The 24,587-nt window shown below is 36.6% G+C and carries 21 protein-coding genes; 14 read left to right on the top strand and 7 right to left on the bottom strand.

The window, feature by feature from the left end; all coding sequences use genetic code 11:
• Positions 1-55 precede the first annotated feature (55 nt).
• Entirely contained in the window at positions 56-604 is a 549-nt protein-coding gene (locus ACU1LP_RS16180) for an AAA family ATPase (RefSeq protein ID WP_445736786.1), read from the bottom strand.
• A 641-nt stretch (positions 605-1,245) separates the two neighbouring features.
• Between ACU1LP_RS16180 and ACU1LP_RS16175 the strand changes: the two genes are divergently transcribed.
• The 3 genes from ACU1LP_RS16175 (at position 1,246) to murA (ending at position 3,580) form a co-directional block, all read left to right on the top strand.
• Complete coding sequence (locus ACU1LP_RS16175) at positions 1,246-1,539, top strand: DUF493 family protein (protein ID WP_445736785.1); 294 nt, start codon at positions 1,246-1,248, stop codon at positions 1,537-1,539.
• Positions 1,540-1,603: 64 nt separating this feature from the next.
• On the top strand, positions 1,604-2,263 hold the full coding sequence (locus tag ACU1LP_RS16170) for a DUF4290 domain-containing protein (RefSeq protein ID WP_445731063.1): 660 nt from the start codon (positions 1,604-1,606) through the stop codon (positions 2,261-2,263).
• A gap of 6 nt (positions 2,264-2,269) precedes the next feature.
• Positions 2,270-3,580 carry a UDP-N-acetylglucosamine 1-carboxyvinyltransferase gene (gene murA, locus ACU1LP_RS16165; RefSeq protein ID WP_445736784.1) on the top strand — a complete coding sequence of 437 codons (1,311 nt, stop codon included), beginning with the start codon at positions 2,270-2,272 and terminating at the stop codon, positions 3,578-3,580.
• A 38-nt stretch (positions 3,581-3,618) separates the two neighbouring features.
• Here murA and ACU1LP_RS16160 read toward each other — a convergent pair whose 3' ends face one another.
• Positions 3,619-3,819 carry a hypothetical protein gene (locus tag ACU1LP_RS16160; RefSeq protein ID WP_445731065.1) on the bottom strand — a complete coding sequence of 67 codons (201 nt, stop codon included), beginning with the start codon at positions 3,817-3,819 and terminating at the stop codon, positions 3,619-3,621.
• A gap of 540 nt (positions 3,820-4,359) precedes the next feature.
• On the opposite strand from ACU1LP_RS16160, the gene ACU1LP_RS16155 reads away from it, so the two are divergent.
• The gene (locus ACU1LP_RS16155; RefSeq protein WP_445731066.1) at positions 4,360-5,796 is read left to right on the top strand and encodes an MFS transporter; all 1,437 of its coding nucleotides are present in this window, start codon (positions 4,360-4,362) and stop codon (positions 5,794-5,796) included.
• A gap of 69 nt (positions 5,797-5,865) precedes the next feature.
• On the top strand, positions 5,866-6,852 hold the full coding sequence (locus tag ACU1LP_RS16150) for an aldo/keto reductase (protein ID WP_445731067.1): 987 nt from the start codon (positions 5,866-5,868) through the stop codon (positions 6,850-6,852).
• Here the strand turns inward: ACU1LP_RS16150 and ACU1LP_RS16145 are convergent.
• Positions 6,821-7,423 carry a GNAT family N-acetyltransferase gene (locus tag ACU1LP_RS16145; protein ID WP_445731068.1) on the bottom strand — a complete coding sequence of 201 codons (603 nt, stop codon included), beginning with the start codon at positions 7,421-7,423 and terminating at the stop codon, positions 6,821-6,823. The genes ACU1LP_RS16150 and ACU1LP_RS16145 overlap by 32 nt on opposite strands.
• Positions 7,424-7,535: 112 nt before the next feature.
• Here ACU1LP_RS16145 and ACU1LP_RS16140 point away from each other — a divergent pair, with 112 nt between their 5' ends.
• From ACU1LP_RS16140 to ACU1LP_RS16125, 4 genes are all read left to right on the top strand, one after another.
• A complete protein-coding gene (locus tag ACU1LP_RS16140) occupies positions 7,536-7,961 on the top strand; it encodes a PaaI family thioesterase (protein ID WP_445733512.1) in 426 nt (141 codons plus the stop codon).
• 9 nt (positions 7,962-7,970) lie between these two features.
• Entirely contained in the window at positions 7,971-9,080 is a 1,110-nt protein-coding gene (locus ACU1LP_RS16135) for a chorismate-binding protein (protein WP_445733511.1), read from the top strand.
• Positions 9,081-9,288: 208 nt separating this feature from the next.
• Positions 9,289-11,049 carry a 2-succinyl-5-enolpyruvyl-6-hydroxy-3-cyclohexene-1-carboxylate synthase gene (menD, locus tag ACU1LP_RS16130; RefSeq protein ID WP_445731071.1) on the top strand — a complete coding sequence of 587 codons (1,761 nt, stop codon included), beginning with the start codon at positions 9,289-9,291 and terminating at the stop codon, positions 11,047-11,049.
• A 157-nt stretch (positions 11,050-11,206) separates the two neighbouring features.
• Positions 11,207-11,545 (top strand): DUF2853 family protein, encoded by a 339-nt coding sequence (locus ACU1LP_RS16125; RefSeq protein ID WP_445731072.1) that lies wholly within the window; start codon positions 11,207-11,209, stop codon positions 11,543-11,545.
• Between the two features lie 301 nt (positions 11,546-11,846).
• On the opposite strand, the gene ACU1LP_RS16120 is transcribed toward ACU1LP_RS16125, so the two are convergent.
• Positions 11,847-13,091, bottom strand: coding sequence for a hypothetical protein (locus ACU1LP_RS16120; RefSeq protein ID WP_445733510.1), 1,245 nt, complete (start codon positions 13,089-13,091; stop codon positions 11,847-11,849).
• A gap of 514 nt (positions 13,092-13,605) precedes the next feature.
• Positions 13,606-16,389, bottom strand: a complete 2,784-nt coding sequence (uvrA, locus tag ACU1LP_RS16115; RefSeq protein ID WP_445733509.1) for an excinuclease ABC subunit UvrA — start codon at positions 16,387-16,389, stop codon at positions 13,606-13,608.
• Positions 16,390-16,625: 236 nt separating this feature from the next.
• Between uvrA and ACU1LP_RS16110 the strand changes: the two genes are divergently transcribed.
• The 3 genes from ACU1LP_RS16110 (at position 16,626) to ACU1LP_RS16100 (ending at position 19,298) form a co-directional block, all read left to right on the top strand.
• Entirely contained in the window at positions 16,626-17,210 is a 585-nt protein-coding gene (locus ACU1LP_RS16110) for an RNA polymerase sigma factor (RefSeq protein WP_445733508.1), read from the top strand.
• Positions 17,211-17,267: 57 nt separating this feature from the next.
• A complete protein-coding gene (locus ACU1LP_RS16105; RefSeq protein ID WP_445736783.1) occupies positions 17,268-17,414 on the top strand; it encodes a hypothetical protein in 147 nt (48 codons plus the stop codon).
• A 720-nt stretch (positions 17,415-18,134) separates the two neighbouring features.
• Positions 18,135-19,298, top strand: coding sequence for an OmpA family protein (locus ACU1LP_RS16100; RefSeq protein WP_445733507.1), 1,164 nt, complete (start codon positions 18,135-18,137; stop codon positions 19,296-19,298).
• A 77-nt stretch (positions 19,299-19,375) separates the two neighbouring features.
• On the opposite strand, the gene ACU1LP_RS16095 is transcribed toward ACU1LP_RS16100, so the two are convergent.
• Positions 19,376-21,229: a glycoside hydrolase family 10 protein gene (locus ACU1LP_RS16095; protein ID WP_445733506.1), complete on the bottom strand. Its 1,854-nt coding sequence runs from the start codon at positions 21,227-21,229 to the stop codon at positions 19,376-19,378.
• Positions 21,230-21,913: 684 nt separating this feature from the next.
• Here ACU1LP_RS16095 and ACU1LP_RS16090 point away from each other — a divergent pair.
• Together ACU1LP_RS16090 and ettA are read left to right on the top strand one after the other, a co-directional pair.
• Positions 21,914-22,096: a CAL67264 family membrane protein gene (locus ACU1LP_RS16090; RefSeq protein ID WP_445733505.1), complete on the top strand. Its 183-nt coding sequence runs from the start codon at positions 21,914-21,916 to the stop codon at positions 22,094-22,096.
• Between the two features lie 162 nt (positions 22,097-22,258).
• The gene (gene ettA, locus ACU1LP_RS16085) at positions 22,259-23,950 is read left to right on the top strand and encodes an energy-dependent translational throttle protein EttA (protein ID WP_445733504.1); all 1,692 of its coding nucleotides are present in this window, start codon (positions 22,259-22,261) and stop codon (positions 23,948-23,950) included.
• An 82-nt stretch (positions 23,951-24,032) separates the two neighbouring features.
• On the opposite strand, the gene ACU1LP_RS16080 is transcribed toward ettA, so the two are convergent.
• Positions 24,033-24,272, bottom strand: a complete 240-nt coding sequence (locus tag ACU1LP_RS16080; protein ID WP_445733503.1) for a hypothetical protein — start codon at positions 24,270-24,272, stop codon at positions 24,033-24,035.
• Positions 24,273-24,587 lie beyond the last annotated feature (315 nt).

Here is a 24,587-nt window from a genome sequence, read left to right as displayed (position 1 = left end):
TGATTTTTGACCAATGTCTCTGTCGCCCCCTATGGGGGTTATCCAAAGCCACCTTCTAAGAAGGTGTGATTTTTACTGTTTTTAAAATATAATCGCTGCGGTTTTCAACCGTATCAAAAGGCACATCAATTAATTGGTAATTATAGTTTTTATAGGTGTTTAACAAGCAATCGTGTATTTGTAAAGCCTGTTCAAAATTCTCGTAACGCTCGTTGTCGCTGGTAAAAATGGTTTCCCAAGGTTTTAGTATAAAAACCGTGTCGTACACCGCTTGGTTGCAGGTTTCAATAAAGGAAGCAGGGTAGGTGTCGCCAATAAAATCCATATAGGCTAAAACATCCGGTACGCCCCGGTCAAAAAAAATGATGTCTGCATTCAAGTTATCGGCATCATGATATTGTTGGTGCCTGCCTTCTAAAAGCAGTTCGCTGAACAATAACGGGTTGGTTAAAAACAACTGGTCAATCCCTTCTTTTTTGGCATTTAGGGTTACTTGACGTGAAATTTCTTCAAGGCAGGTGTAACCGCGTTTTATCAATTCGTTTATTAGGGTTGATTTTCCGGTTCCTGGACCGCCGGTAATTACAATTTTTTTTGTTTTCAAAAAAGTGACATTTTAGCTGTAAAATTAAGAATTAAAAATTAACGATTAATGCGAATCAAGGGTTTAAAATATTGTAACTATTAAGCCGAGTGAAAATTGCAGAGCGCGCTTGACTTAGGGGCGTTAGCCCTGTAGTCTTAGTAGTAGCAAAATGGGCCATGATGATGAATTAGGGGCGTTAGCCCTGACATCTTTGATAAAATAATTGTGTACGTGTTTGCCATGTTTATTAAATTTCAGGGCTATATCTTTTTTGTTCATCATCGTGTTATTTTATGGAGATAACAGGGCTACGCCCCTTTTTATTTAATTAACGTTTGTATCTAAGACGATTTTAGGGCTAACGCCCCTAATACTGTATTATAAATCATAATGGGTTTTAATCTTCTCAACACTTGATTCGCATGATTAACGATTTTTGAACTTTGAACAGATGTGCGACTGAAAACTGCGACTGTGTTAGGGATTGGAGCGGAAAGCCCACAGCGATCCCGATAGCTATCGGGAGAGCAAGGACTTGCAGCGTAAAGCCCGACCCCGGTTCCTGAACTTGTTTCAGGATAAAGGTAACGCCCAAAATATGATTATAATTTTTTTGTAATCTGTTTACTAACTGTATATTTGCAGGATATAAAAATGCTATGGGTACACCTCCAAATCCGGATGAATTTTACGAAAAACTAAAAGCGCAATTGTACGATACGGCGATTTGGCCATCGGAATATTTGTATAAGTTTATAATTAAAACGGACAATCACAAAATTGCCATACTGGAAGCGCTTTTTAATAATATGGGGGCAGTGATACATACTACCGAGAGTAAAAACGGAAAATACACGAGTATTTCGGTGAATATATTGATGAGAAACCCCGATGCCGTGATTGAAAAATACAAAGAAGTTGCAGAAAAAGTTGAAGGCGTTATCAGTCTTTAGTTTTTTTTTGTACTTTGCACAAGCATAACAACTACATGCAAAACATTTAACTCCACACTTTATTTTGACAATAGACGATTTAGAATACAACACAGAGCGTGAACATTTAATCATTCCGGAATATGGACGCCACATGCAGAAAATGATTAATTACGCTAAAAACCGCGATACCAAAGAGGAACGCAACAAGGTGGCAAAGGCCATTATATCGGTAATGGGAAACATGCAACCGCATTTAAGGGATGTTCCAGATTTTCAGCATAAACTTTGGGACCAGCTTTTTATTATGGCCAATTTTGAATTGGATGTCGATTCCCCTTATGATAAACCCACCAAGGAACTACTGGAAGAACATCCAAAGCCTTTAAAATATCCACAGAACTTCCCGAAATACCGTTTTTACGGAAACAATATTAAAACGATGATTGATGTTGCCAATACTTGGGAAGATGGCGACCTTAAAGAAGCTTTGACCTATACCATTGCCAACCACATGAAAAAGTGTTTTTTGAATTGGAATAAAGACACGGTGGAAGATGATGTGATTTACGGACATTTATTCGAGCTTTCTGGCGGAAAAATCAATTTGAAGAATTCTGAAGAAGATCTATCCGATGCTACCAGTTTAATGCGAACAAAAACTAAATTTTCTAGTAACAGTACGCCTAAAAAAGGCGGTCACCATAAAAAAAGCACCACAAACCATAAAAGAAAACGTTTCTAAAACTATATGAGTACATTTAAAATTGAAGGTGGTCATCGCTTAAAGGGGCACATACAGCCCCAAGGTGCAAAAAACGAAGCGTTACAGATTTTATGTGCGGTTTTGCTAACGCCAGAATTGATTACCATCCATAACATCCCCGATATTGTAGATGTTAATAAACTGATAAGTTTATTGAAAAAACTGGGTGTTAAGGTTGAAAAACTAAAACACGGAAGCTATACATTTCAGGCGGACGATGTTAATTTAAAATACTTGGAATCGGAAGAATTTAAGGTAGATGGTCGTGGTTTACGCGGGTCTATCATGATTGTTGGCCCAATGTTGGCACGTTTTGGAAAAGGTTACATACCAAAACCTGGTGGCGATAAAATTGGTCGCCGCAGATTGGATACCCACTTTGAAGGCCTTATTAATTTAGGAGCAAAATTTAGATATAGTAAAGAGGAACAGTTTTACGGTGTTGAAGCCAAAAGGCTTAAAGGTGCCTATATGCTTCTTGAAGAAGCTTCGGTTACCGGAACTGCCAACATTGTTATGGCTGCTGTTTTGGCCCAAGGTAGAACGACCATATATAATGCAGCTTGCGAACCTTACCTACAGCAATTGTGTAAGATGCTGAATAGCATGGGAGCACAGATTGGCGGTATTGGGTCTAATATGTTGATTATTGATGGGGTTGAGAAATTAAGTGGCACACACCACACTATGCTGCCCGATATGATTGAAATTGGGAGTTGGATAGGACTTGCTGCCATGACCAAAAGCGAACTGACCATTACCAATGTATCGTGGGACGATTTGGGGGTGATTCCCAACGTATTTAGAAAATTAGGTATTACGGTTGAAAGACGTGGCGACGATATCCATATTCCTGCGCATACCGATGGGTACGAAATACAAAGTTTTATAGATGGGTCTATCTTAACCATTTCTGATGCCCCTTGGCCTGGCTTTACCCCCGATTTATTAAGCATTATTTTGGTAGTAGCAACACAAGCTAGAGGCAGTTTGTTGATCCATCAAAAAATGTTTGAAAGCCGTTTGTTCTTTGTGGATAAATTGATTGATATGGGTGCAAAAATTATTTTGTGCGACCCACACCGTGCTACCGTTATTGGGCATGATTTTAAATCGACCTTAAAAGCAACCACCATGACATCGCCCGATATTCGTGCGGGTGTGTCCTTACTTATTGCAGCACTTTCTGCAAAAGGAACGTCCATTATTCAAAATATTGAGCAGATAGATAGAGGCTATGAGCGTATTGATGAGCGTTTGCGTGCTATTGGTGCACATATTGAAAGGGTGGAATAGTTTTTTTTAAGACGCTTTAAAGTTAGAATGTACAATTTTTAAATTTGGGTGATGCACTTCTTCTTTATCCAAAACACTGGTTTTTTTATGGATTCCAAATACTTGCGCAATATAGAAATCGGAATATCTAAAAAGTCCGAAGTATCGATATCATCTTTAAACTCAACTTCTAAAGTATCGTCTTTTTTATTGAAATTTAGACTTTTCAGGATGGTTGGATTTAAATATAGACGTATCATAGCGTGTTCGTTTTTAATGTGATACACCAAAGGTAGAACTAATAATAGTCAAAAAAAATAAGCAGTTGTACGTATTTTTTTGTTGTATGAGAGTGATAGACTTTAAAGGGTGTTGATAAATGTTATATTTCTAGATTCCAGCCTAATTTTTATTAAAGTTACTTAAATTTTAATATCATACGTAACTGTCCGCTCATGGGAGGGGTTAAGGGCAATGTCATTTAGCTAAGGAAATTGGGTAATGATAAGCAAAAAAATATCAAACAAAAAGATGCTGAAACAAGTGCAGCATAACAATGTGCTGATAAGTTTGTCATCCCGAACTTGTTTCGGGATCTAAAAAGAACCTTAACTAAATGGCATTGCCCCAAAGGGGAGGTAAATTCGGAAACCCCGAGCTAGAACCATCAGGGAATTGTTTAGATTAAAAAGAAGTGGTTTTTAAAATAATTTAAAAAGTGTGCTTTAGTCTCCAAATAAAAAATATATTTACACTCTAAAATTATTTAAAACCTTTTCTAAACCAATCTATATCTACAAATGAGTACTGAAAATTCGCCCACCAAATGGGGACAATTTATCCCATTAGCCTCTGTTTTCTTTTTTTGGGGATTTGTCGCAGCAAGCAATGATATTCTAATCCCTGTATTTAAAGAAGCATTTAATTTATCACAAGGAGAAAGTCAATTGGTATCATTGGCTTTTTATATAGCATATACCGTAGGGTCCCTTATCTATATGGGCATTTCCATTTTAATGAAACAGGATATCATTAATAAAATAGGTTACAAAAATGGCTTGGTTTTAGGACTTTCAATTTCAGCATTAGGCACTTTATTATTTTACCCAGCTGCAAATACAGGATCGTTTGCGCTTATGCTATCTGGGTTGTTTATTGTGGCTTTAGGGTTTTCATTACAGCAAACCGTGGCCAACCCCTTGGCTATTGCTCTCGGGCCCATTTCTACGGGATCCCAACGTTTAACCATGGCTGGAGGTATTAATAATTTTGGCACCACCATTGGACCACTTATTGTAAGTTTTGCCATTTTTGGAACTTCTATAGGAAAAACATCAACCATGAGTATTGAGAGCGTTAAGATTCCTTATTTGGTTTTAGGTTTAGCATTTTTATTGGTGGCTGTTTTATTGAAATTTTCATCATTGCCGGATAAACCAGAAACTATTGTTGAAGAAGAAGGTAGTAAAGAGAAAGGAAGATCGTCTGCATTGAAATACCCGCAATTGGTTTTGGGGATGATTGGAATTTTTGTTTATGTAGGTGTAGAGGTTTCAACAGCAAGTAATTTACCTGCTTATATGGAACAAAAATTAGGCTTTGCTATTTCTGAAATAGCCCCTTATATTTCGTTGTATTGGGCCAGTTTAATGATAGGCCGTTGGACGGGTGCTGTGGAGGCATTTACTAGCGATCTTAGTCTTCGTAAAATATTACGTTTTGTGGCCCCATATCTTGCCTTTGGCGTGTTTTTGGCTGTTAACGCCATAGCAAAACATGATTTGACCCCTTTTTATGTGTATGCACTCGTTATATTGGTATTGATTGCTGCTGATATTGCCAGTAAAGGAAACCCTGCACGCATGTTATTGATATTTTCTCTATTAGGTATAATAGCCTTGGGCGTTGGAATGACCAATGACGGCATGGTTAGCGTATACGCCTTTACAAGTGTAGGTTTATTTTGTAGTACGCTATGGCCTTGTATTTTTACATTAGCCGTTAGTGGCCTGGGTAAAAACACAAGTCAAGGAAGCAGTTTTTTGATTATGATGATATTGGGTGGAGGTGTAGTGAGTTGGTTTCAAGGCTATATGTCTGAAATTATAGGAATTCAAGCAAGTTATATAGTTGGTGTGCTTTGCTTTGCTTATTTAGTTTTTTATGCTTGGAGAGTTAAAGGGATTTTAAGAGATCAAGGGATTAGCTTTAATGAAAAAATTTCTGTAGGGCATTAAAATTTAAAGATCTTAAAAGTTTTTTGTTGGTTATTTCCGTGTTTTACGTCAATGTAATATCTTCGTTGCATGAAGCATAGAACACTAGGAACATCTGGATTTAAAGTCAGCGAAGTGGGTTTGGGTTGTTGGCAATTGGGAGCCGATTGGGGCGATTCACTATCACAAGAAACCGGTTTTAATATTTTAAACGAAGCGGTTAAAAACGGCGTTACTTTTTTTGACACCGCCGATGTATATGGAAATGGCAAGAGTGAAACCATAATAGGTGAATTTTTAAAAACTTGCAAAACACCTATTGGAATTGCCACAAAATTTGGTAGGGCAGCAGATGCTTATCCAGATACCTATTCAAAAGATGTTTTACGGAAAACGGTTGAAGGTTCCTTAAAACGTTTAGGCGTAGATACGTTGGATTTATTGCAATTGCACTGCATTCCAACACAGTATTTAAAAGAGGGGGATGTTTTTAATTGGCTTCGCGAATTAAAAGAGGAAGGTCTCATTAAGCATTTTGGAGCCAGTGTGGAAACGGTTGAAGAAGGTTTGATTTGCATCGAACAAGAAGACTTATTATCTCTACAGGTTATTTTTAATATTTTCAGACAAAAATTAACAACGGAATTATTTCCGCAAGCGGAAGCCAAAGGCATTGGTATTATTGTGCGTTTACCATTGGCAAGCGGACTTTTAACCGGAAAGTTTACCAAGGAAACTACATTTCCAGAAAACGACCACCGAAATTACAACAAAAACGGAGAAGCTTTTAATGTGGGCGAAACGTTTGCCGGTTTGCCATTTGAAAAAGGTGTTGATTTTATTGAAACCATTAAAAAAGATATGTTGCCAGATCATTTAACCATGGTGCAATTGGCGTTACGTTGGATATTGGACCACCAAGCGGTAAGTTGTATTATACCTGGGGCCAGTTCGCCAAAACAAGTGGTTGGTAACGCTGAAGTTTCTAATTTAGAGGCTTTATCGCCAAAAACGCACAAGGCTTTAAAGGAGTTTTACAAAAGCGTTATCCATAAAGAAATACGTGGAAGATATTAATAAAAACTAAAAAAACACCATTCTTAATCCCATCCCATTCTTCTTTCAAAATCCCATAGCAACAGGTATTTCGTTTAAAACCATCCATTAAATACACATTTTTTCGTAAAATACCTTCAAGCTTACACCCCAGTTTTTCAACCGCTTTTCTAGAACGGATGTTGCGTTCATCTATTCTGAATTCCACTTTTTCAAAATTTAGAACTTCAAAGGCGTATTGTAACATGAGGTATTTCATGTTCGCGTTTAGCCCAGTGCCTTGAAACTCCCTACCAATCCAAGTGGAGCCAATTTCCAACACCTTATAGTTCCAATTAATGTTCATAAACCGTGTACTACCGGCATACGCGTTTTTTTGCTTATCGTACACAACAAAAGGGATGGCGGTTTTTTGGTAAAAGCCATCAACAGCAGTTTGCACATATTTTTTTAAATCATCTGGCGTATCAATTTTGCTGGGGGAATATTGCACCAAATTAGGTTGTTGTGCTATTTCAGTAAGGTGTTTATAATTGCTTAAACCTAGTAAAATAAGTTTTACACGTTCGTTTACTAAAGTGGGTGCGGTCATAATTTTTTTATTCCCTCGTAGGAGGGAATCTTCTAAATTGAAAATTAAATTTCATATACATTCCATACGTATTTCGTACTTTTGCAACAGACTTTAAAAATACATTATTTCTATGCAATTGACCAAAGAAACTGTTATAGCAAAAGCAAATGCAGTATGTAAAAATACTTTAATGGAAACATTGAACATTGAAGTTATAGATTATGGTCCAGATTTTTTGGTTGCGCGAATGCCCGTAAATTCCAGAGTGTACCAACCCGATGGGGTTTTGCATGGTGGCGCTACGGTTGCTTTGGCAGAGAGTGTTGGTAGTTTTGCTTCGCATATTTTTATTGACACCGACCGGTTTTTTGTCCGTGGTATCGAAATTACCGCGAACCATTTAAAAAGCATCAAAGAAGGCTGGGTATATGCGAAGGCCACCTTTATACACAAAGGCAGAACCACCCAATTGCTGGATATAAAAATTACCGATGAGGCGAATAATTTAATTTCGGTGTGTAAACTCACAACCATCTCATTACCAAAAAATAAATAGGCATTCATTTTGGAAGATTTTTTTAAGCGTATTGAAACCCACTATAGCTCTCAATTGCCATTTGTTGTTTACAGAAAACCTAGAGAAAGCAAAGTAAATGCATTGTTACAGCGTACCAATGATTTGCATTTGGTAAACGACTTTACGGAAAAAGGCTTCGTTTTTGCACCTTTTGATGAGACTGAAGATTCCATCTTGATTTCTTTGGAAGCTGCTGAAGTTATTAACTTTTCAGGTAAATTTGTTATTCCTGCGAAAATCCACTCGGTGGAAACGAATGCTTCATTAGAAGCAAAAAACAATCACATCAACCTTGTGAAAAAAGGTATTGAAGCCATTAAAGACGGGCAGTTTAAAAAAGTGGTGCTATCAAGGCAGGAAACGGCAAGTCTTTCAGCAGCAAATCCTATTTCCATATTCAAAAATCTTTTGAACAGGTACGCATCGGCTTTTGTATATTGCTGGTACCATCCCCAAGTTGGGCTTTGGTTGGGCGCTACCCCAGAAACCCTTATGAAAATTGATGGCCATCGGTTTTCCATCATGGCTTTGGCGGGAACCCAAGAATATCATGATAGTTTGAATGTTTCTTGGGGCCAAAAAGAACAACTTGAACAAAAAATTGTTACCGATTTTATTGTGGAAAGTTTAAAACCATCGGTGGAAAGTCTGGAAATTTCGGATACCGAAACCGTAAAAGCTGGAAACCTGCTGCATTTAAAAACCATGATTTCTGCGAAACTGAAATCGGATTCAAACTTAAAACAGTTAATTTCCGACTTGCATCCTACACCTGCCGTTTGTGGATTGCCAAAATTAGCAACAAAAGCATTCATATTAAAAAACGAAAACTACAACCGTGCATTTTACACCGGGTTTTTAGGCGAATTGAATTTTGAAACCACTACAGCCCCAAGAACCAGTAACCGGAATATTGAAAACAGAGCTTATAGCGTAACCAGAAACAGTACACAATTGTATGTTAATTTGCGCTGCATGCAGTTAAAAAAGGGGCATGCCATTATTTATGTTGGGGGAGGGATTACTGAAAATTCCAATGCGGAAAGTGAGTGGCAAGAAACAATTTCTAAATCTTTTATTATTAAAAACGTTTTGTAATTGAACTTATTTAGACTTTTTGCGTTTAAGCGAAAATTAGACATTTTTCGACTATTTGAAGGCTTTTTTAAGTTTCATAGTAAGCTATGAAACGAGGAAAAGACAAATAATAGGTGAAAAAGGGCAATTTTTAAGCAAATGGAAAAAGTTTAAATGAGTTCATCTAATTTGATTGCTTTTATTACATTTACAAATTGATTGAAGTTATATGATTTATCCAAAAATACCGCTAGCACAAACCGTTATAGAGATTTTTAAGGCTAAGGGTATAAAACATATTGTTATATCTCCTGGCAGCAGGAATGCGCCATTGACTTTAGGGTTTACCAACAACCCCTATTTTAAATGCTATAGCATTGTAGATGAGCGTTGTGCTGCTTTTTTTGCCTTGGGCATTGCGCAACAAGTAAAAGAGCCTACCGCTGTGGTTTGTACATCGGGCAGTGCTTTGCTAAATTATTATCCTGCCGTGGCAGAAGCTTTTTATAGCGATATACCTTTAGTGGTGGTGTCGGCAGACAGACCAAAACATTTAATCGGCATTGGCGATGGACAAACCATTAACCAAAAAAACATATTCGAGAACCATATTCTGTATTCGGTAAACCTTAAACTGGACGTAAAGGACGAAAACAATATTCCTGCAAATGAAGATTTGCCCATGTTCAAAAATTTGGAAGGGAAATTTGAACGCTTTTTAGGATTGCAAAAAGATATACAGACCCATAACGAAGAAGAAATTAATGAGGCACTTAATTTTGCTTCATTAAAAAAAGGCCCCGTACATATAAACATTCCGTTCGATGAACCGCTTTACGTGACCGTTGATAAACTAAAGGTAACCCCAAAAGCAACAAAACCCATAGTCAAACCAAAAGTGATTGAGGAATATGTGCTGAATGAGTGTTTGGAAGATTGGAACAAAGCACCCAGAAAAATGATATTGGTAGGTGCTAACCAACCCAATATGATTGACAAGAAATGGTTGAATGAATTGGCGGAAGATGATAGTGTAGTGGTATTTACCGAAACGACCTCTAACTTGTACCACGAAAGTTTTTTTCCGTCCATCGATCAAATTATTGAGCCTTTAACGGAAGAAGAAAAAAGAGCATTGCAACCCGAAATACTGTTAACTTTTGGAGGTCTGGTAGTGTCCAAAAAGATCAAAACATTTTTAAGAAAATACCAGCCAAAATACCACTGGCATTTAGATGAGAAGATGGCGAACGATACTTATTTCAGTTTAAGCAACCATATTGATGTGGCGCCCAATGAGTTTTTTAAGGTGTTTTTGCCTAAAATAACGCATTATGTAAAGAGCAGTTACAATTCCACTTGGAGGTCTGTAAAACAAAGTCGTTTAAGAAAACATGCTGAATATTTAAAAACAGCACCTTTTAGCGATTTAAAGGTCTTCGATATTGTACTTAAAAACATTCCCAATAACCATATTTTACAAATTGGAAATAGTTCCGCTATCCGATATACACAATTGTTTGGCAGCAACAAAACGCACAAGGTATTTTGCAACAGAGGCACCAGCGGTATAGATGGTTGCACGTCCACAGCTATTGGGTGTGCGGTAGTAAACGATAAACCTACAACCTTAATTACGGGCGATTTAGGCTTTTTGTATGATAGCAATGGGCTTTGGAACAATTACATTCCCAATAACTTTAGGATCATTGTGGTGAACAATCAAGGTGGCGGTATTTTTAGAATACTTCCGGGACACAAAAACACCAAAAACTTTGAGACGTATTTTGAAACGACACACCAGCTGGATGCCAGACATTTGTGCAGAATGTACGGACTTGCTTATAAAAGTGTCTCAAAGGAAAAAGCGTTGGAATATGCGTTGAAGGATTTTTTTATTGAAGATGAACGCCCAAAACTGTTGGAGGTATTTACGCCCAAGGATTTGAACGACGGCGTACTATTGGGTTATTTTGAATATTTAAAGTGATTTCTTTGTGACTTATCTTTATTTAATGTGTCTAAAAATAAGTATCTTTAAAATTAGGGTTTGAACTGGTTTAAACTTTTTCGCTTCAATTAAAAAAAGTATAAACGAGTTCATCAATCCAAGTATTTTTATAAACACATTAAAACTAAAATTTATTATGAGCAAACGTGATGAACTTATTGCAAAGTATGCAGCAGATTTAAAAGAAAAATGTGGTGTAACAGCAGACATGGATCTATTGACTAAAGTAACCATTGGTTGCGGACCATCAATTTACAATGCAGATTCGGCGACTGTTTCTGGAACAGACGAATCGGAATTAGCCACCGTAAAAAACAATTTCTTGATTAAGAAGTTAGGATTAAAAGACAGTGCCGATTTAGATAAAGGAATTGCCGCTGTTATTGACCAATATGGTAAATCTAACCGTAACAAATATAGAGCGGTTGTTTATTATTTATTAACTAAACATTTTAAGAAAGAATCTGTTTATTGATTCAAATGGTTTTTAAAAATTAGAAAAGCGTTACGATTCAAAATTGTAACGCTTTTTTTGTTATTATACTTCCTAAAAAAACGGCTCACATAAGTTTTATGGGATTAAGCAAAAAAGCTTTCCCATTCAAAAGAAAGAGAAAAAACTTAACATCTAGAACACCTCTTTGGTTAGTATTCGCTTTATGTGGTAATTGAGTTATGAGATTACCGCTTGTGCGGGAATATAAAACAGAAACCCCCGCGATGTTGCTTTGAGGCAAACTTATCGCAGGGATTTCCAAACTAACCAACCAAAATTGTTATGATCGTCTTCTTGATGTGGATTCCGATCTTGTATGGTTATTACCAGAATTGCCTCTTGTTTGTGCTGCCATCGGTTTACTTTGAGCAGATCTGGTAACAGTTCTTTGTTCCGTGGCTCTTGGTTTACTTTGATCAGATCTGGCAACGGTTCTTTGTTCTGTTGCTCTTGGGCTATTTTGAGCGCTTCTTTGTGCTACTTGCGGAGCGCTTCTGGTATTTGTATTACTATATGTACGAGTGTTATTGTTATTTGGTTTTCGGTTAACCGTGTTTTCTCTTGAACGTCTTACATCATTTGTTCTTGAATTGTTATCATTGGAGATTACAGTTCTATTAACCTGCTCTCTGGTCATTTTATTATTGCTTGTTTGAGAATTATCCCTGGTTATTCTGTTGTTATTTGAATAATCCCGTCTGTTATCATTTCTATCCGATAGTTGGGAATTTCTGTTATCCCGACTGTTATTATCATAACGTCTCGAGCTATTGCTGTTGTTAGGCGCTTCATACCTAGAATTGGCATGTTTATTGATCTCGGTAACATTTCTATTGCTTCTGTATGCGGTGGCATAACTTCTGTTTCTTTCAATACTTTCACCACGTCTGCTATAAATCGCGGTTCTAGGCCTGTAATTGTTATAAAACGGTCTGTGGTACACATAGCGCACAGGTTGGTAATGTTGTCTGTAAGGCCTGTTATAAACTACGCGGTAATCATGCGCCGGAATGCTGTAGTATCGGTGCCAAGGTCTGTACACATAATGTCTGTTATACCCGTTTATATAACCAGTATAATGTGAAAACACGTTGTAATTGTTATAGTAAACATACAAACCACCCACACGGGACACATAACCATTAGTGTTATAATTGATGTTTACATTGCCTGCTTGCGAAATACGCCCGTAATAATCATAATAGATAGGTGTGTTCTCTATTTGGATAATGGCGCCATATTCATCATACTGAACATAGGCATTATAATCGTACCCAGAGTTAAAACTGATATTTACGTTTGGCGACCCAACAGATACATTTAACCGTGAATTACCTTGTATGATATTAAAATCGAATTGGCCATCGGGGAACACCGAAAACTCTATACCATCCTCAACAAAAATAAAAGAGTTACCGTAACCTGGGTTGTTGATAGTATTTGAAAAATCGGTGTTGGTTGTGGCTGCATTAACAGCAACCCCGCTAAGGATGAAGCTTGCTAATAAGAAGATAAACTTTTTCATGATTGTGGGTATTAATTGTTATACGATTATGTAATTACAAACAGCGTGCCAAAAAAAACGGATAGAGGTTTAAGTGTCTGATTTTCAATTAAATATTTATGGTTGATAACTTTTGGAAATTTGAAAAGGTATTAGACTTGTTATTGTGGGAAAAATTTTGTCTTCGTTTTTAATATAAGATATAATCAACTTGGGCAGCGTAATGCGTGATTAATTGCTAATCCGAGTCTATTTTGCGAAAATTATTTTCTATTTCTAAGTTCATTATATTTTGCTAAATCATAATCAAACCTTTAAACGGACAAATAAAAAATCCCGAAACACGATCAAGCGTTTCGGCATTCACTTCATATTGTTTAGTTTTCTAATTTGAACAGCACAATCCAAATTGGGAAGATCTGTGGAAGCTATTGGGTTTTGAAATAGATCCTGAAACAAGTTCAGGATGATAAAAAACAGGTTAAGAATGACAACGGAACAAGTTTGCCTGATTTATTTAAGGATACAAAATCAACTACAGCTTGTCCTTCAAATACCTCCCAATTTCAGAAGTTTTAACTTTTACAATCGCTTCTGGTGCACCGGTTGCCACCAAATGACCGCCGGTTTCGCCACCTTTAGGGCCTAAGTCAATAATATAGTCTGCACATTTAATAAGTTCCAAATTATGCTCCACAACAATAATGGAATGCCCATTTTCAATTAAAGCATTGAACGATTTCAGTAACTTTTGAATATCATGAAAATGCAAGCCAGTAGTAGGTTCGTCAAAAATAAAAAGGGCTCTATCTTTATTGTTGCCTTTTCCAAGGAAAGATGCAAGTTTAATACGCTGGGCTTCCCCACCAGAAAGGGTAGAAGAGCTTTGTCCTAACGTCACATAGCCCAAGCCAACATCTTGAAGCGGTTGCAATTTGGTTTTTATTTTGGTTTGTTGGTTGGCTTCAAAAAATGTGATGGCACCATCAATGGTCAGGTTTAAAATGTCATCTATGTTTTTACCTTCAAAAGTAACTTCCAACACTTCCTTTTTAAAGCGTTTTCCTTTGCAGGTTTCACATTCCAAATGTACATCGGCCATAAATTGCATTTCAATGGTTACTTCACCTTCCCCTTTGCAAGTCTCACAGCGTCCGCCATCTACATTAAAAGAAAAATGTTTAGGCTGGTAGTTCCTAATGTTGCTTAATTTCTGGTTAGAGAACAACGTTCGAATATCGTCATAAGCCTTAATATAGGTCACAGGGTTTGAACGCGACGATCTTCCAATGGGGTTTTGATCGACAAACTCAATGTGTTTTATATTACTGAAATGACCTTCTAAAGTTGTAAACTGGCCGGGTTTATCTGAGAAATCGGTCAGTTTTTTTTGAAGTGCAGGAAACAATATTTTTTTAACCAAGGTACTTTTGCCACTTCCGGAAACACCCGTAACAACCGTAAGCATTTCCAACGGAAAACGGACATCGATGTTTTTAAGGTTGTTTTCGCGAGCCCCAATAATATCTACATAATATTTTGAAGTCCGACGTTTTTTAGGGACCTCGATCTTTAATGTTTCGTTTAAATACTGCGCGGTCAACGAATCGGAAGCAAGAATATCGTCATACGTACCGCAAGCCACCACATGGCCACCAAAAGTGCCTGCTTCAGGGCCAATATCTATAATGGTATCGGCAGCTTTCATAATATCTTCATCATGCTCCACCACAATTACCGTATTTCCTAAGCTTTGTAATTGCTTTAAAACCAAAATCAAACGTTCGGTGTCTTTTGGGTGCAGGCCAATACTGGGTTCGTCCAATATATACATGGAACCCACCAAGCTACTGCCCAAAGAGGTGGCGAGATTAATACGCTGACTTTCGCCACCCGAAAGTGTATTCGATTTTCTGTTCAAGGTTAAATAATCCAGTCCCACATTTGCCAAAAACGACAAGCGATTATTGATTTCCTTTAATAATCTGTCCGCTATTTGGGTATCATAATCATTTAATTCCAATTGCTTGAAGAAATTTGCCAATTTATCAAGCGGCATTTCAACCAAATCGGTAATGGTAGCGCCACCAATTTTAATATAATTGGCTTCAATACGAAGGCGTTTGCCATTACAGGTTTTACATTTGGTTTTTCCGCGATAGCGTGACAACATCACACGGTTTTGGATTTTATACGCTTTGGCTTCCATTTCGGCGAAAAAAGAATTCAAGCCTTCAAAATATTGGTTGCCATCCCAAACTAGCTGTTTTTGGGCATCCGTTAATTGAAAATACGGCTTATGGATCGGGAAATCGAATTTATGGGAATTATTGACCAGTTGATCTTTAAACCAACCCATACTTTCACCTCGCCAAGGGAAAATGGCGTTTTCATAAACGGAAAGTCCGGTGTTTGGAACCACCAAATCATCATCAATGCCAATAATATCGCCATACCCTTCACATTTAGGGCAGGCACCGTACGGATTGTTAAAACTGAATAAATGCACGTTTGGTTCTAAAAAAACAATGCCATCCATTTCAAATTTATTGCTGAACGGGCGTTGTTCATTATCAATTAAAGTTTCGATGATGCATTCCCCTTTACCTTCAAAAAAAGCGGTTTGTACAGCATCTGCCAATCTATTTTGAAAATCTTCTTCATCTTTAATAATGATTCTATCAACAACCAACAAAACGCTGTCTTTCTTATTAAAAGAATTTGCCTCATCAATTCTAACCACATTTTCATTCACTTTAATTCTGGCATAGCCCTGTTGTTGTAGCGCTTTCAGTTTATCTTCCATGGTACGCCCTTCTTCCAGATAAATAGGAGCGAGGAGGAGCAGTTTTTTACCTTCAGAAAAAGTTTTTAAATAGTTTAAAACATCTGAAACCGTGTCTTTTTTCACTTCCACTCCAGAAACCGGCGAATAGGTCTTGCCAATTCTGGCAAACAGTAATTTTAGATAATCGTAAATTTCTGTCGTGGTGCCAACGGTTGACCGCGGATTGGTAGAATTCACTTTTTGCTCTATGGCAATGGCAGGCGCTATGCCTTTGATGTAATCTACCTTTGGTTTATTTAACCGTCCTAAAAACTGACGGGCGTAACTCGACAAACTTTCAACGTAACGCCTTTGGCCTTCAGCGTATAAGGTATCGAACGCCAAACTGGACTTCCCTGATCCGGAAAGCCCTGTAATAACCACCAATTTGTTTCTAGGAATAACAACATCGATGTTTTTTAAATTGTGCAGTTTCGCACCTTTTATAATGATGTTTTCTTTAGGATTTACTTCAGAAATATTAGTGGCCATACGCTTTTACGGGAATAATTTTGCAAAGATACTATAAGTATGGTATCTTAAAAAATGAACCCTGCCATAAATAAAAGTTAAAAAAATGCATTAAATTTTGTGTTTTAGGAATGATTGTTGTTATATTTGAATCTATTAATCAAACTTTTAACAGCTCTCGCCTATAGCAAAACATTACTTTTTAAACAAATAACCCCAAGCATAGACTCTAGTTTTATGCACAAAAAGTAATGATTATGCAATACGAACTGATACCCGATGCTACTTTAGTAAGCAATTACATTAAAGGAGACGAAAGTGCTTTAGAGACTCTTATCTACAGGCACAAACACAAAATTTACAGTTTTATTTACTCTAAAGTGTATGATAGGGATGTGGCTGAAGATATATTTCAGGACACGTTTATTAAAGTGATACGCACTTTAAAGCGAGGTGCTTACAATGAAGAAGGGAAGTTTTTGCCATGGGTGATGCGGATTTCGCATAATTTGGTAATAGACTTTTTTAGGAAAAATAGCAGAATGCCTAAATTTAGCAACACCGATGAATTTAATATTTTTTCTGTGTTAAGCGATACCAGTTTAAATGCTGAAAACAGCATTATCAAAGAACAGGTTGAAACGGATGTAAGGCGCTTGGTAGATGAACTTCCAGCAGACCAGCGGGAAGTTTTGTTAATGCGTATTTATGAGGATTTGAGTTTCAAGGAAATATCCGATAAAACAGGGGTTAGCATTAACACCGCGTTGGGGCGCATGCGTTATGCACTTATCAATCTAAGAAAAATAATAGATAAGCACCATATAATTTTAACAAACTGATGCAATAAAGTAAATTTAGCTGCGTTAATAACTTAAATTCAACCTTAAATTATTAAAATGGCAAAACTTTACCCTGAAAATTCCATTAAAAAATTGAACGAACTTGAACCGAGAGAAGAAACGGTTAATTTTCTTCTAAGTTACTCAAAAGCTTTAAGTGTTATAAATTGCAACAAAATGAAGTTTGAAGCGCTTCTAAACTGAGTCGTGAAAAGCCCTGATGTTTTTAAATGTTAGGGCTTTTTAATGATTATGTGACAGAATTAATTTTGAGAAAACAAACTGCTTGCAATTTTCAAGACAGTCAAGACCTCACAGGTTTTCAAAACATAAGTGTTCGGAAGTTGAAAATTTTTGATAAACCGTTCCCCTCCTTGGAGGGGCTAGGGGTGGGTTTTATGTTTTTTACCTTATTTACAAAATGGTTATATTAATTTACCCACCCCAACCCCTCCCAAGAGAGGAATTAAAACGTGTTTAATTTTAAATTAAAAGTTTTTACTATCAAGTTAAAGGTTAAAACCCTGCTCCCGATGCTATCGGGATTCATTGCAGTTACTTTAGTTTCTATAAATGTTTTAGCCACGTCCCGATAGCCATCGGGAACACAAATAATTATGTGTTTTTCCCTATACTTTATCGGCTATTTCACGAGGCAGACTTTCAGTCTGCCAATATAAAACTATGGATTTCCAATCCATAGTGGTTTATTTTTTAGATAATTTCGTTTATTATTATTATTATTGTGAACTCATTTAAACTTTTTGGATTGAAGTGAAAATTAGTCGTTTTGTCACCAGTTGAAGGTTTTTTTGAGTTGCATAGCATCGCTACGGAACGAAAAAAAGACGAAAAATGGGTGCAAAAAGGCAATTTTTTAGCCAATTAAAAAAGTTTAAATGAGTTCTATAAACCCAAACAGAAATGACCTCTAAAATTAAATTGTTGTTGGCTATTATTCTGGCCAATTTTTTCACTATTCATTCTCAAACTTCAGAATTAACAAAAAAAGATTCCATCGTAGTAAGCTCATGGATCTTTGGAATAGGTTTTAATGCGGTAGACGATTCTGATGACCAATTTTATAGGTTATTGGACATTAAAGACGCTTGGAATGCCGTACCATACCCCTCACGATTAAGTATTGGCAAGTATTTTAAGAACGGCTTAGGAATTGAAGCCATTGCAGCTTACAATAAGTATAAAAGTGGTAAAACAGTGGATGGCTTACCCTTAACCAACAACGAAAACTATTACTCTTTTGATACCAGGTTGAGTTACGATTTAAATAAAATTGTTGGTGAAACGGGTTGGTTCGATCCGTATCTAGGTGTAGGTATTGGATTTACGCATGCCAACGATATTTCCCGCGGTACTTATAATGCTGTGGTAGGTTTTAGAACGTGGTTTTCAGATCGACTTGGTTTAGACTTCAATTCAACTGGAAAATGGACCATGAACAATAATTACACTAACCATTTACAACATGCTGTTGGAGTGGTTTACAGATTTAACGTAGAAAAAGAGTTGACAAAAAAGGGAGAAGCTAAATTGGAAATGATTAAAGCGGAAGAAAAAGAACTTCTTCGACTTACCGACTCTATTGCATTTGCGAATAGAGTAGCGGATGAAAAAAGAACGTTAGCTGAAAAATTGGAGAAAGAAAAAGAAAGATTGGCCCAACAGAAAAATGAAGAAGCCAGAAACAAAGAAAAAAACGACATCCAAAACAAATTAAATGATTTAGAAACTATTTATTTTGTTTACAATTCATCCAATTTAACATCCGCATCCAAAAATACCTTATCAAAATTAATGGCAATTTTAAACGAATACCCTAAATTGACTATTGAGGTAAGCTCGCATACAGATTCTAGAGGTTCAAACACGTACAATAAAAAACTATCAGAAGGCAGACTGCAAAGTACCTTAAACTATTTGTTACAAAACGGTATGGAACCTAACAGATTTACAGGGAAAGCCTATGGGGAAGAAAAGTTGACCAATGAATGTGATGACCATACGATATGCTCTGAAATTAAACATAAACAGAATAGAAGGTCAGAATTTGAAATACTGAATTTTTAAGATTTCTTTTTAATATCCTACAAGGCCTTATTTTGATTTTGTAGGATATTAAAAACTCAAAAGATTATAAAAAACGATTAGTTTGCGCTTTTATTAATAAGCTGATATTGGATTATTTTCTGGTTTTCATCAAATAAGTAAATAAGATAACTTCCATCGGTGTATAAGGACAGGTCCTTAATTTGAATTTCCTGATTATGGACAGGATGCCTTTTATCGTAAACGACCCTTCCACTCATATCAAGAAGTTTTATATCAATGGAATTTGCAAAATAAAGTTCTGATAGTGCAATAGTTATTTGATCGTTAAATAGGATGGGGTCAATAACTAGTTTTTTATCATTTGTATTTATAACTTCTGGTGCATTGCATTCTATAAAATCGCCTGCTTCATTATTATTTTTGTCTAAAGATGTAACTACAAAAACTTGAGTGTCCAGTTGCGTTTGGGTCAATGCTAATTCATTTCCAGTAACAATATCAAGTATTTTGGAACCATCATCCATATTTGAAATGGCTTCAAAAATAGTGTCAAAGGCATACACAACATATTTTACTGGTAAGTCGCCATCTGGTGCTGCTACAGGTGTGTCCCATAAAATCTTTAACGGTTCAAATCGAACATTAGCGGGTTTTATGGGGCAGATACTGTCTTTACCAAATCCAAAAATGGGCGGTGCAAAAGTCTTGTGTTTAAACAAAGCACTGTTTAAAGTGCCGTTAATATTTTTTACATTATTTTTTATGGCGGAATAACTATAAGCAATTTGTCCAAAAGTGGCATCCATGGTTACCGTTCTGTTATGATCAATCTGGTTAGGAATTTCTGTGATTTCCCAAGGTTTGATATCATCAATTTTATAAATGGCTTGGCTTACATAAAGTTGTTTGTTATAAAGTTTTGCCTGATCGTTCCACCATTTGGAAAGTGCTACATAATCTTGTTTTCCGGTAATTTTCCAATATAATTGTGGTGCCAAATAATCTATTTTACCTGCATTTAACCAAGCAATGGGGTCGCAAAATAAATCGCTGAATGAAGAAGTGCCACTAATGCCAAATGGCATGCCTGATTTCCATATCCCAAACGGACTTACGCCAAACACGATATTTTTATTTTTGGCGCTGTTAATGGTTTGTATGGCATCATAAACCATGCTAATCATGAGGTTTACATTGTTTCTGCGCCAGTCTTCTATAGTGGAAATACCTATGGGATTATAATTTTTATAGGTTTGCGCATCTTGTGGTTTGGCTTCCATACCGGAATAAGGATAAAAATAGTCGTCAAAGTGAATACCATCCACATCATATCTATTGGCAATATCTTGGATGACGCTAACCAAATAATCCCGTACCTCTGGAAGTCCCGGATTTAACATTTTTAAAGATAATGCCTTATCATATTTATTTAATCGGGCTTGAAAAGTCCAAGATGGGTGCAAATTAGCTACGTTATTTGGTGCCAATGCCATGGTTGGTGTTTGTTTAACGCGGTACGGATTCAACCAAGCATGTAAATCTAAACCTCGCGCATGAGCTTCGGTAACAGCAAATTCCAAAGGATCCCAAAATGGAGTGGGAGCTGTACCTTGTGTGCCAGTAAGCCAATAGGACCAAGGATCGATGGTGGAAGCGTACAAGGCATCGCTTTCCGGACGCACCTGTAAAAAAACGGTGTTGTAACCATTTGCTTTAAGATGGTCTAAAATGGCAATGAGTTCTGCTTTTTGTACGGCGGGTGTTGCTTTTTTATCGGTAGGCCAATTTAGATTGGATATGGATGGCAAAAACACACCTCTTAAATCGTGTTTTGGAACAGTGTTGTTAAAATCGCTGCTAGTTGCCGATTGTGCTTTGGCTACATTCGGTTTTAAAAACGAAAATCCAATAAATATAAATACGATTAGTTTGGGGTACTGGAGTTTCATTTTTGTAGGTTGTAAAGATGTTGATTTATAATTTTCAAACTATTTAGTACTAAATACAATCGTTATTTATTCGGGAAATCATTAGAAGTCAACATATATAGCTAAGGAATAAATGAGTGGTGTTTAAACTGACTTATTTTATATGAAAACTGTAATGACGCCCCCAAAGCTAAATAATTTTAAAATATTTATATCAATGCAGTGAAAATATTAACAATTTTTCATTTTTTTGAGCAAATACTTATGTATCCGTGCAGTATTTTTTATAGACTAACGGAGAGTGACATTAAGTTAAAATTATGCATTCAAAAGAATGAACTGATTTAAACTTTTCACATTTAAGCGAAAATTAGTCGTTTTTTGACCAATTGAAGTCTTTTTTGAGTTACATAGCAGAGCTATGGAAGGAAAAAAAGGCGAAAAGTGGGTGAAAAAGAGCCTGCCCCAAATTTAGTTTGGGGATAATTTTTTAGCGAATGGAAAAAGTTTAAACCAGTTCAATTGCTTTATTATTTAAAAACACGATATTTGTGCTGTGAATCTGCGCAAGGGATTGCAGCGGCATCCTTTTTTATGTGTTTTCGATACATCTCTTTGTTATCTCAATTTTCAAACACATAAAAAAGATACAGCGAAAAGCCCGACCTTTTTTCAAGGTTGCGCACTAAAACTAAATAACTGATTATGGCAATGAATAAAAATACAGTTTTGGCTTGGGCCACCGTTTTAATGATGATTATGGGGGTGGTTTTAATACTAATGGGAGCTTACAGGTATGATGATGTAGCAGGATGGGGATTCGCAACCGTAGGAATTGGTTTTTTTGCCATTGCTTGGGTGTTCAATGCTCTAAAGGGACGCGTTTAGAAATTTACGGTTGACGATTTTGGATTACGATTAAAGTTGATTGTATCTCTTATGAAATATCAAATCCCAAATCCCAAATCGTAATTCTTAAATCCCAAATCGTAATTCTTAAATCCCAAATCGTAAATCGTAATTCAAAAATCGTAAATCAAAAAAATCATTATGTCTGACGATAAGAAAGTTATCTTCTCAATGTCTGGTTTAACCAAGACGTACCAAGGCGCTAATACGCCTGTTTTAAAAAACATTTATTTAAGCTTTTTTTATGGAGCTAAAATCGGGATTCTAGGCTTAAATGGTTCGGGTAAATCGACCTTGCTTAAAATTATAGCAGGCGTTGAAAAGAATTACCAGGGCGATGTTACCTTTTTGCAGGACTATTCGGTTGGGTATCTAGAGCAAGAACCAAAGTTGGATGAGAGCAAAACCGTTTTGGAAATCGTTAAGGAAGGTGTCGCGGAAACGGTTGCCATTCTTGATGAATACAATAAAATAAACGATATGTTCGGGTTGGAGGAAGTCTATTCAAACCCAGATAAAATGGACAAACTGATGGCAAGACAAGCAGAGCTTCAAGATAAAATTGATGCTTCGAATGCTTGGGAATTGGATACCAAATTGGAAATTGCCATGGATGCGCTTAGAACGCCTGAGGGCGACAAAAAAATAAGTGTGCTTTCTGGTGGAGAGCGCCGTCGTGTGGCCTTATGCAGATTGCTTTTGCAGGAACCGGATGTGTTGTTGTTGGATGAGCCTACCAACCACTTGGATGCGGAATCGGTACATTGGCTGGAGCATCATTTGGCACAATACAAGGGCACGGTAATTGCCGTAACGCACGATAGATACTTTTTGGATAATGTGGCGGGTTGGATTTTGGAGTTGGATAGAGGTGAAGGCATCCCGTGGAAAGGGAATTATTCTTCTTGGCTGGAGCAAAAATCGAAACGTTTGGCGCAGGAAAGCAAAACGGCTTCCAAACGCCAGAAAACGTTGGAACGTGAGCTGGAATGGGTCCGTCAAGGGGCAAAAGGGCGCCAAACCAAACAAAAGGCGCGTTTAAATAATTATGATAAGTTGATGAGTCAAGACCAGAAACAACTGGACGAAAAACTGGAGATTTACATTCCTAACGGCCCACGTTTGGGAACCAATGTTATTGAGGCGGTTGGTGTAAGCAAAGGTTTTGATGATAAATTATTGTATGAAGATTTGAATTTTAAATTGCCACAAGCGGGAATAGTTGGTGTTATTGGACCGAATGGTGCTGGTAAAACCACTATTTTCAGGATGATTATGGGCGAACAAGCTCCAGATAAAGGTGAGTTTAAAGTAGGAGAAACAGCTAAAATAGCTTACGTAGATCAGGCGCATTCTAACATAGACCCGGAAAAAACCATTTGGCAAAACTTTAGTGACGGGCAAGAGTTGGTGTTGATGGGAGGAAGGGAAGTAAATTCGAGAGCGTATTTAAGTCGTTTTAATTTTTCTGGAGGAGAACAAAACAAGAAGGTAAAATTACTTTCCGGTGGTGAGCGTAACCGTCTGCATTTAGCCATGACGCTTAAAGAAGAAGGTAATGTATTGCTTTTGGACGAGCCTACCAACGACCTTGATGTGAATACGTTACGTGCTTTGGAAGAAGGTTTGGAAAACTTTGCTGGGTGTGCGGTTGTTATATCGCATGATAGATGGTTTTTGGATAGAATATGTACGCATATATTGGCTTTTGAAGGTGATAGTCAAGTGTATTTCTTTGAAGGTAGTTTTAGTGAATACGAAGAAAATAAAAAGAAACGTTTGGGAGGCGATTTGATGCCGAAACGGATTAAGTATAAAAAGTTGGTACGTTAATTATGTGCTAGTTACACAACAACAAAAAAGCCTGTGATCACAGGCTTTTTTGGTTTTATATTATGAACTGGTTTAAACATTTTCAATTGCCGCCATACATATGCCCATCAGTAAAATCCTTATAAGTTTCTTCCTGTTTAGCTAAATCTTCACTTATCTTATCCAAACGGTCATTTTCCTTTTTAAGTTTATAGGATTTTCTAATACCTAAAATAAGCAATACCGAAAAAAACACAACTACAATGATCAAGACAGTTACGATATCCGATTGATTTATCAGTGGAATTTTTAACAGAAAGTCGGTTAACATATTAGGTATCATAATCAATGTAAATTTAGGTTTAATAGCTACTCAAATATACTATAATTAATCCAGTAATCAATTATGGATGACAATATTAAAAATGAAAATGTAAGATGTGTATCACATAAAAATGAAAAATATTTTATTTGTTTTAAGTATTTTATGGAGAAAAAAGTAAATAAGAATCATGTATGAAATCGCCATTAACAACAAGTTTGCACAAGCAAACACCAATGAAGATAAAGCGATTCCATATGGGTGCACGACAAATTTCCCATTTCTTAAAAAATTTGTAATTTGCAAAGAAACCATGACCAACAAAGAACAAGTATT

The sequence above is a fragment of the Mariniflexile sp. genome (genome assembly GCF_052728615.1).
The sequence above is the reverse complement of the archived record's forward strand: the minus strand, read 5'-3'. Positions and strand labels throughout refer to the sequence as shown.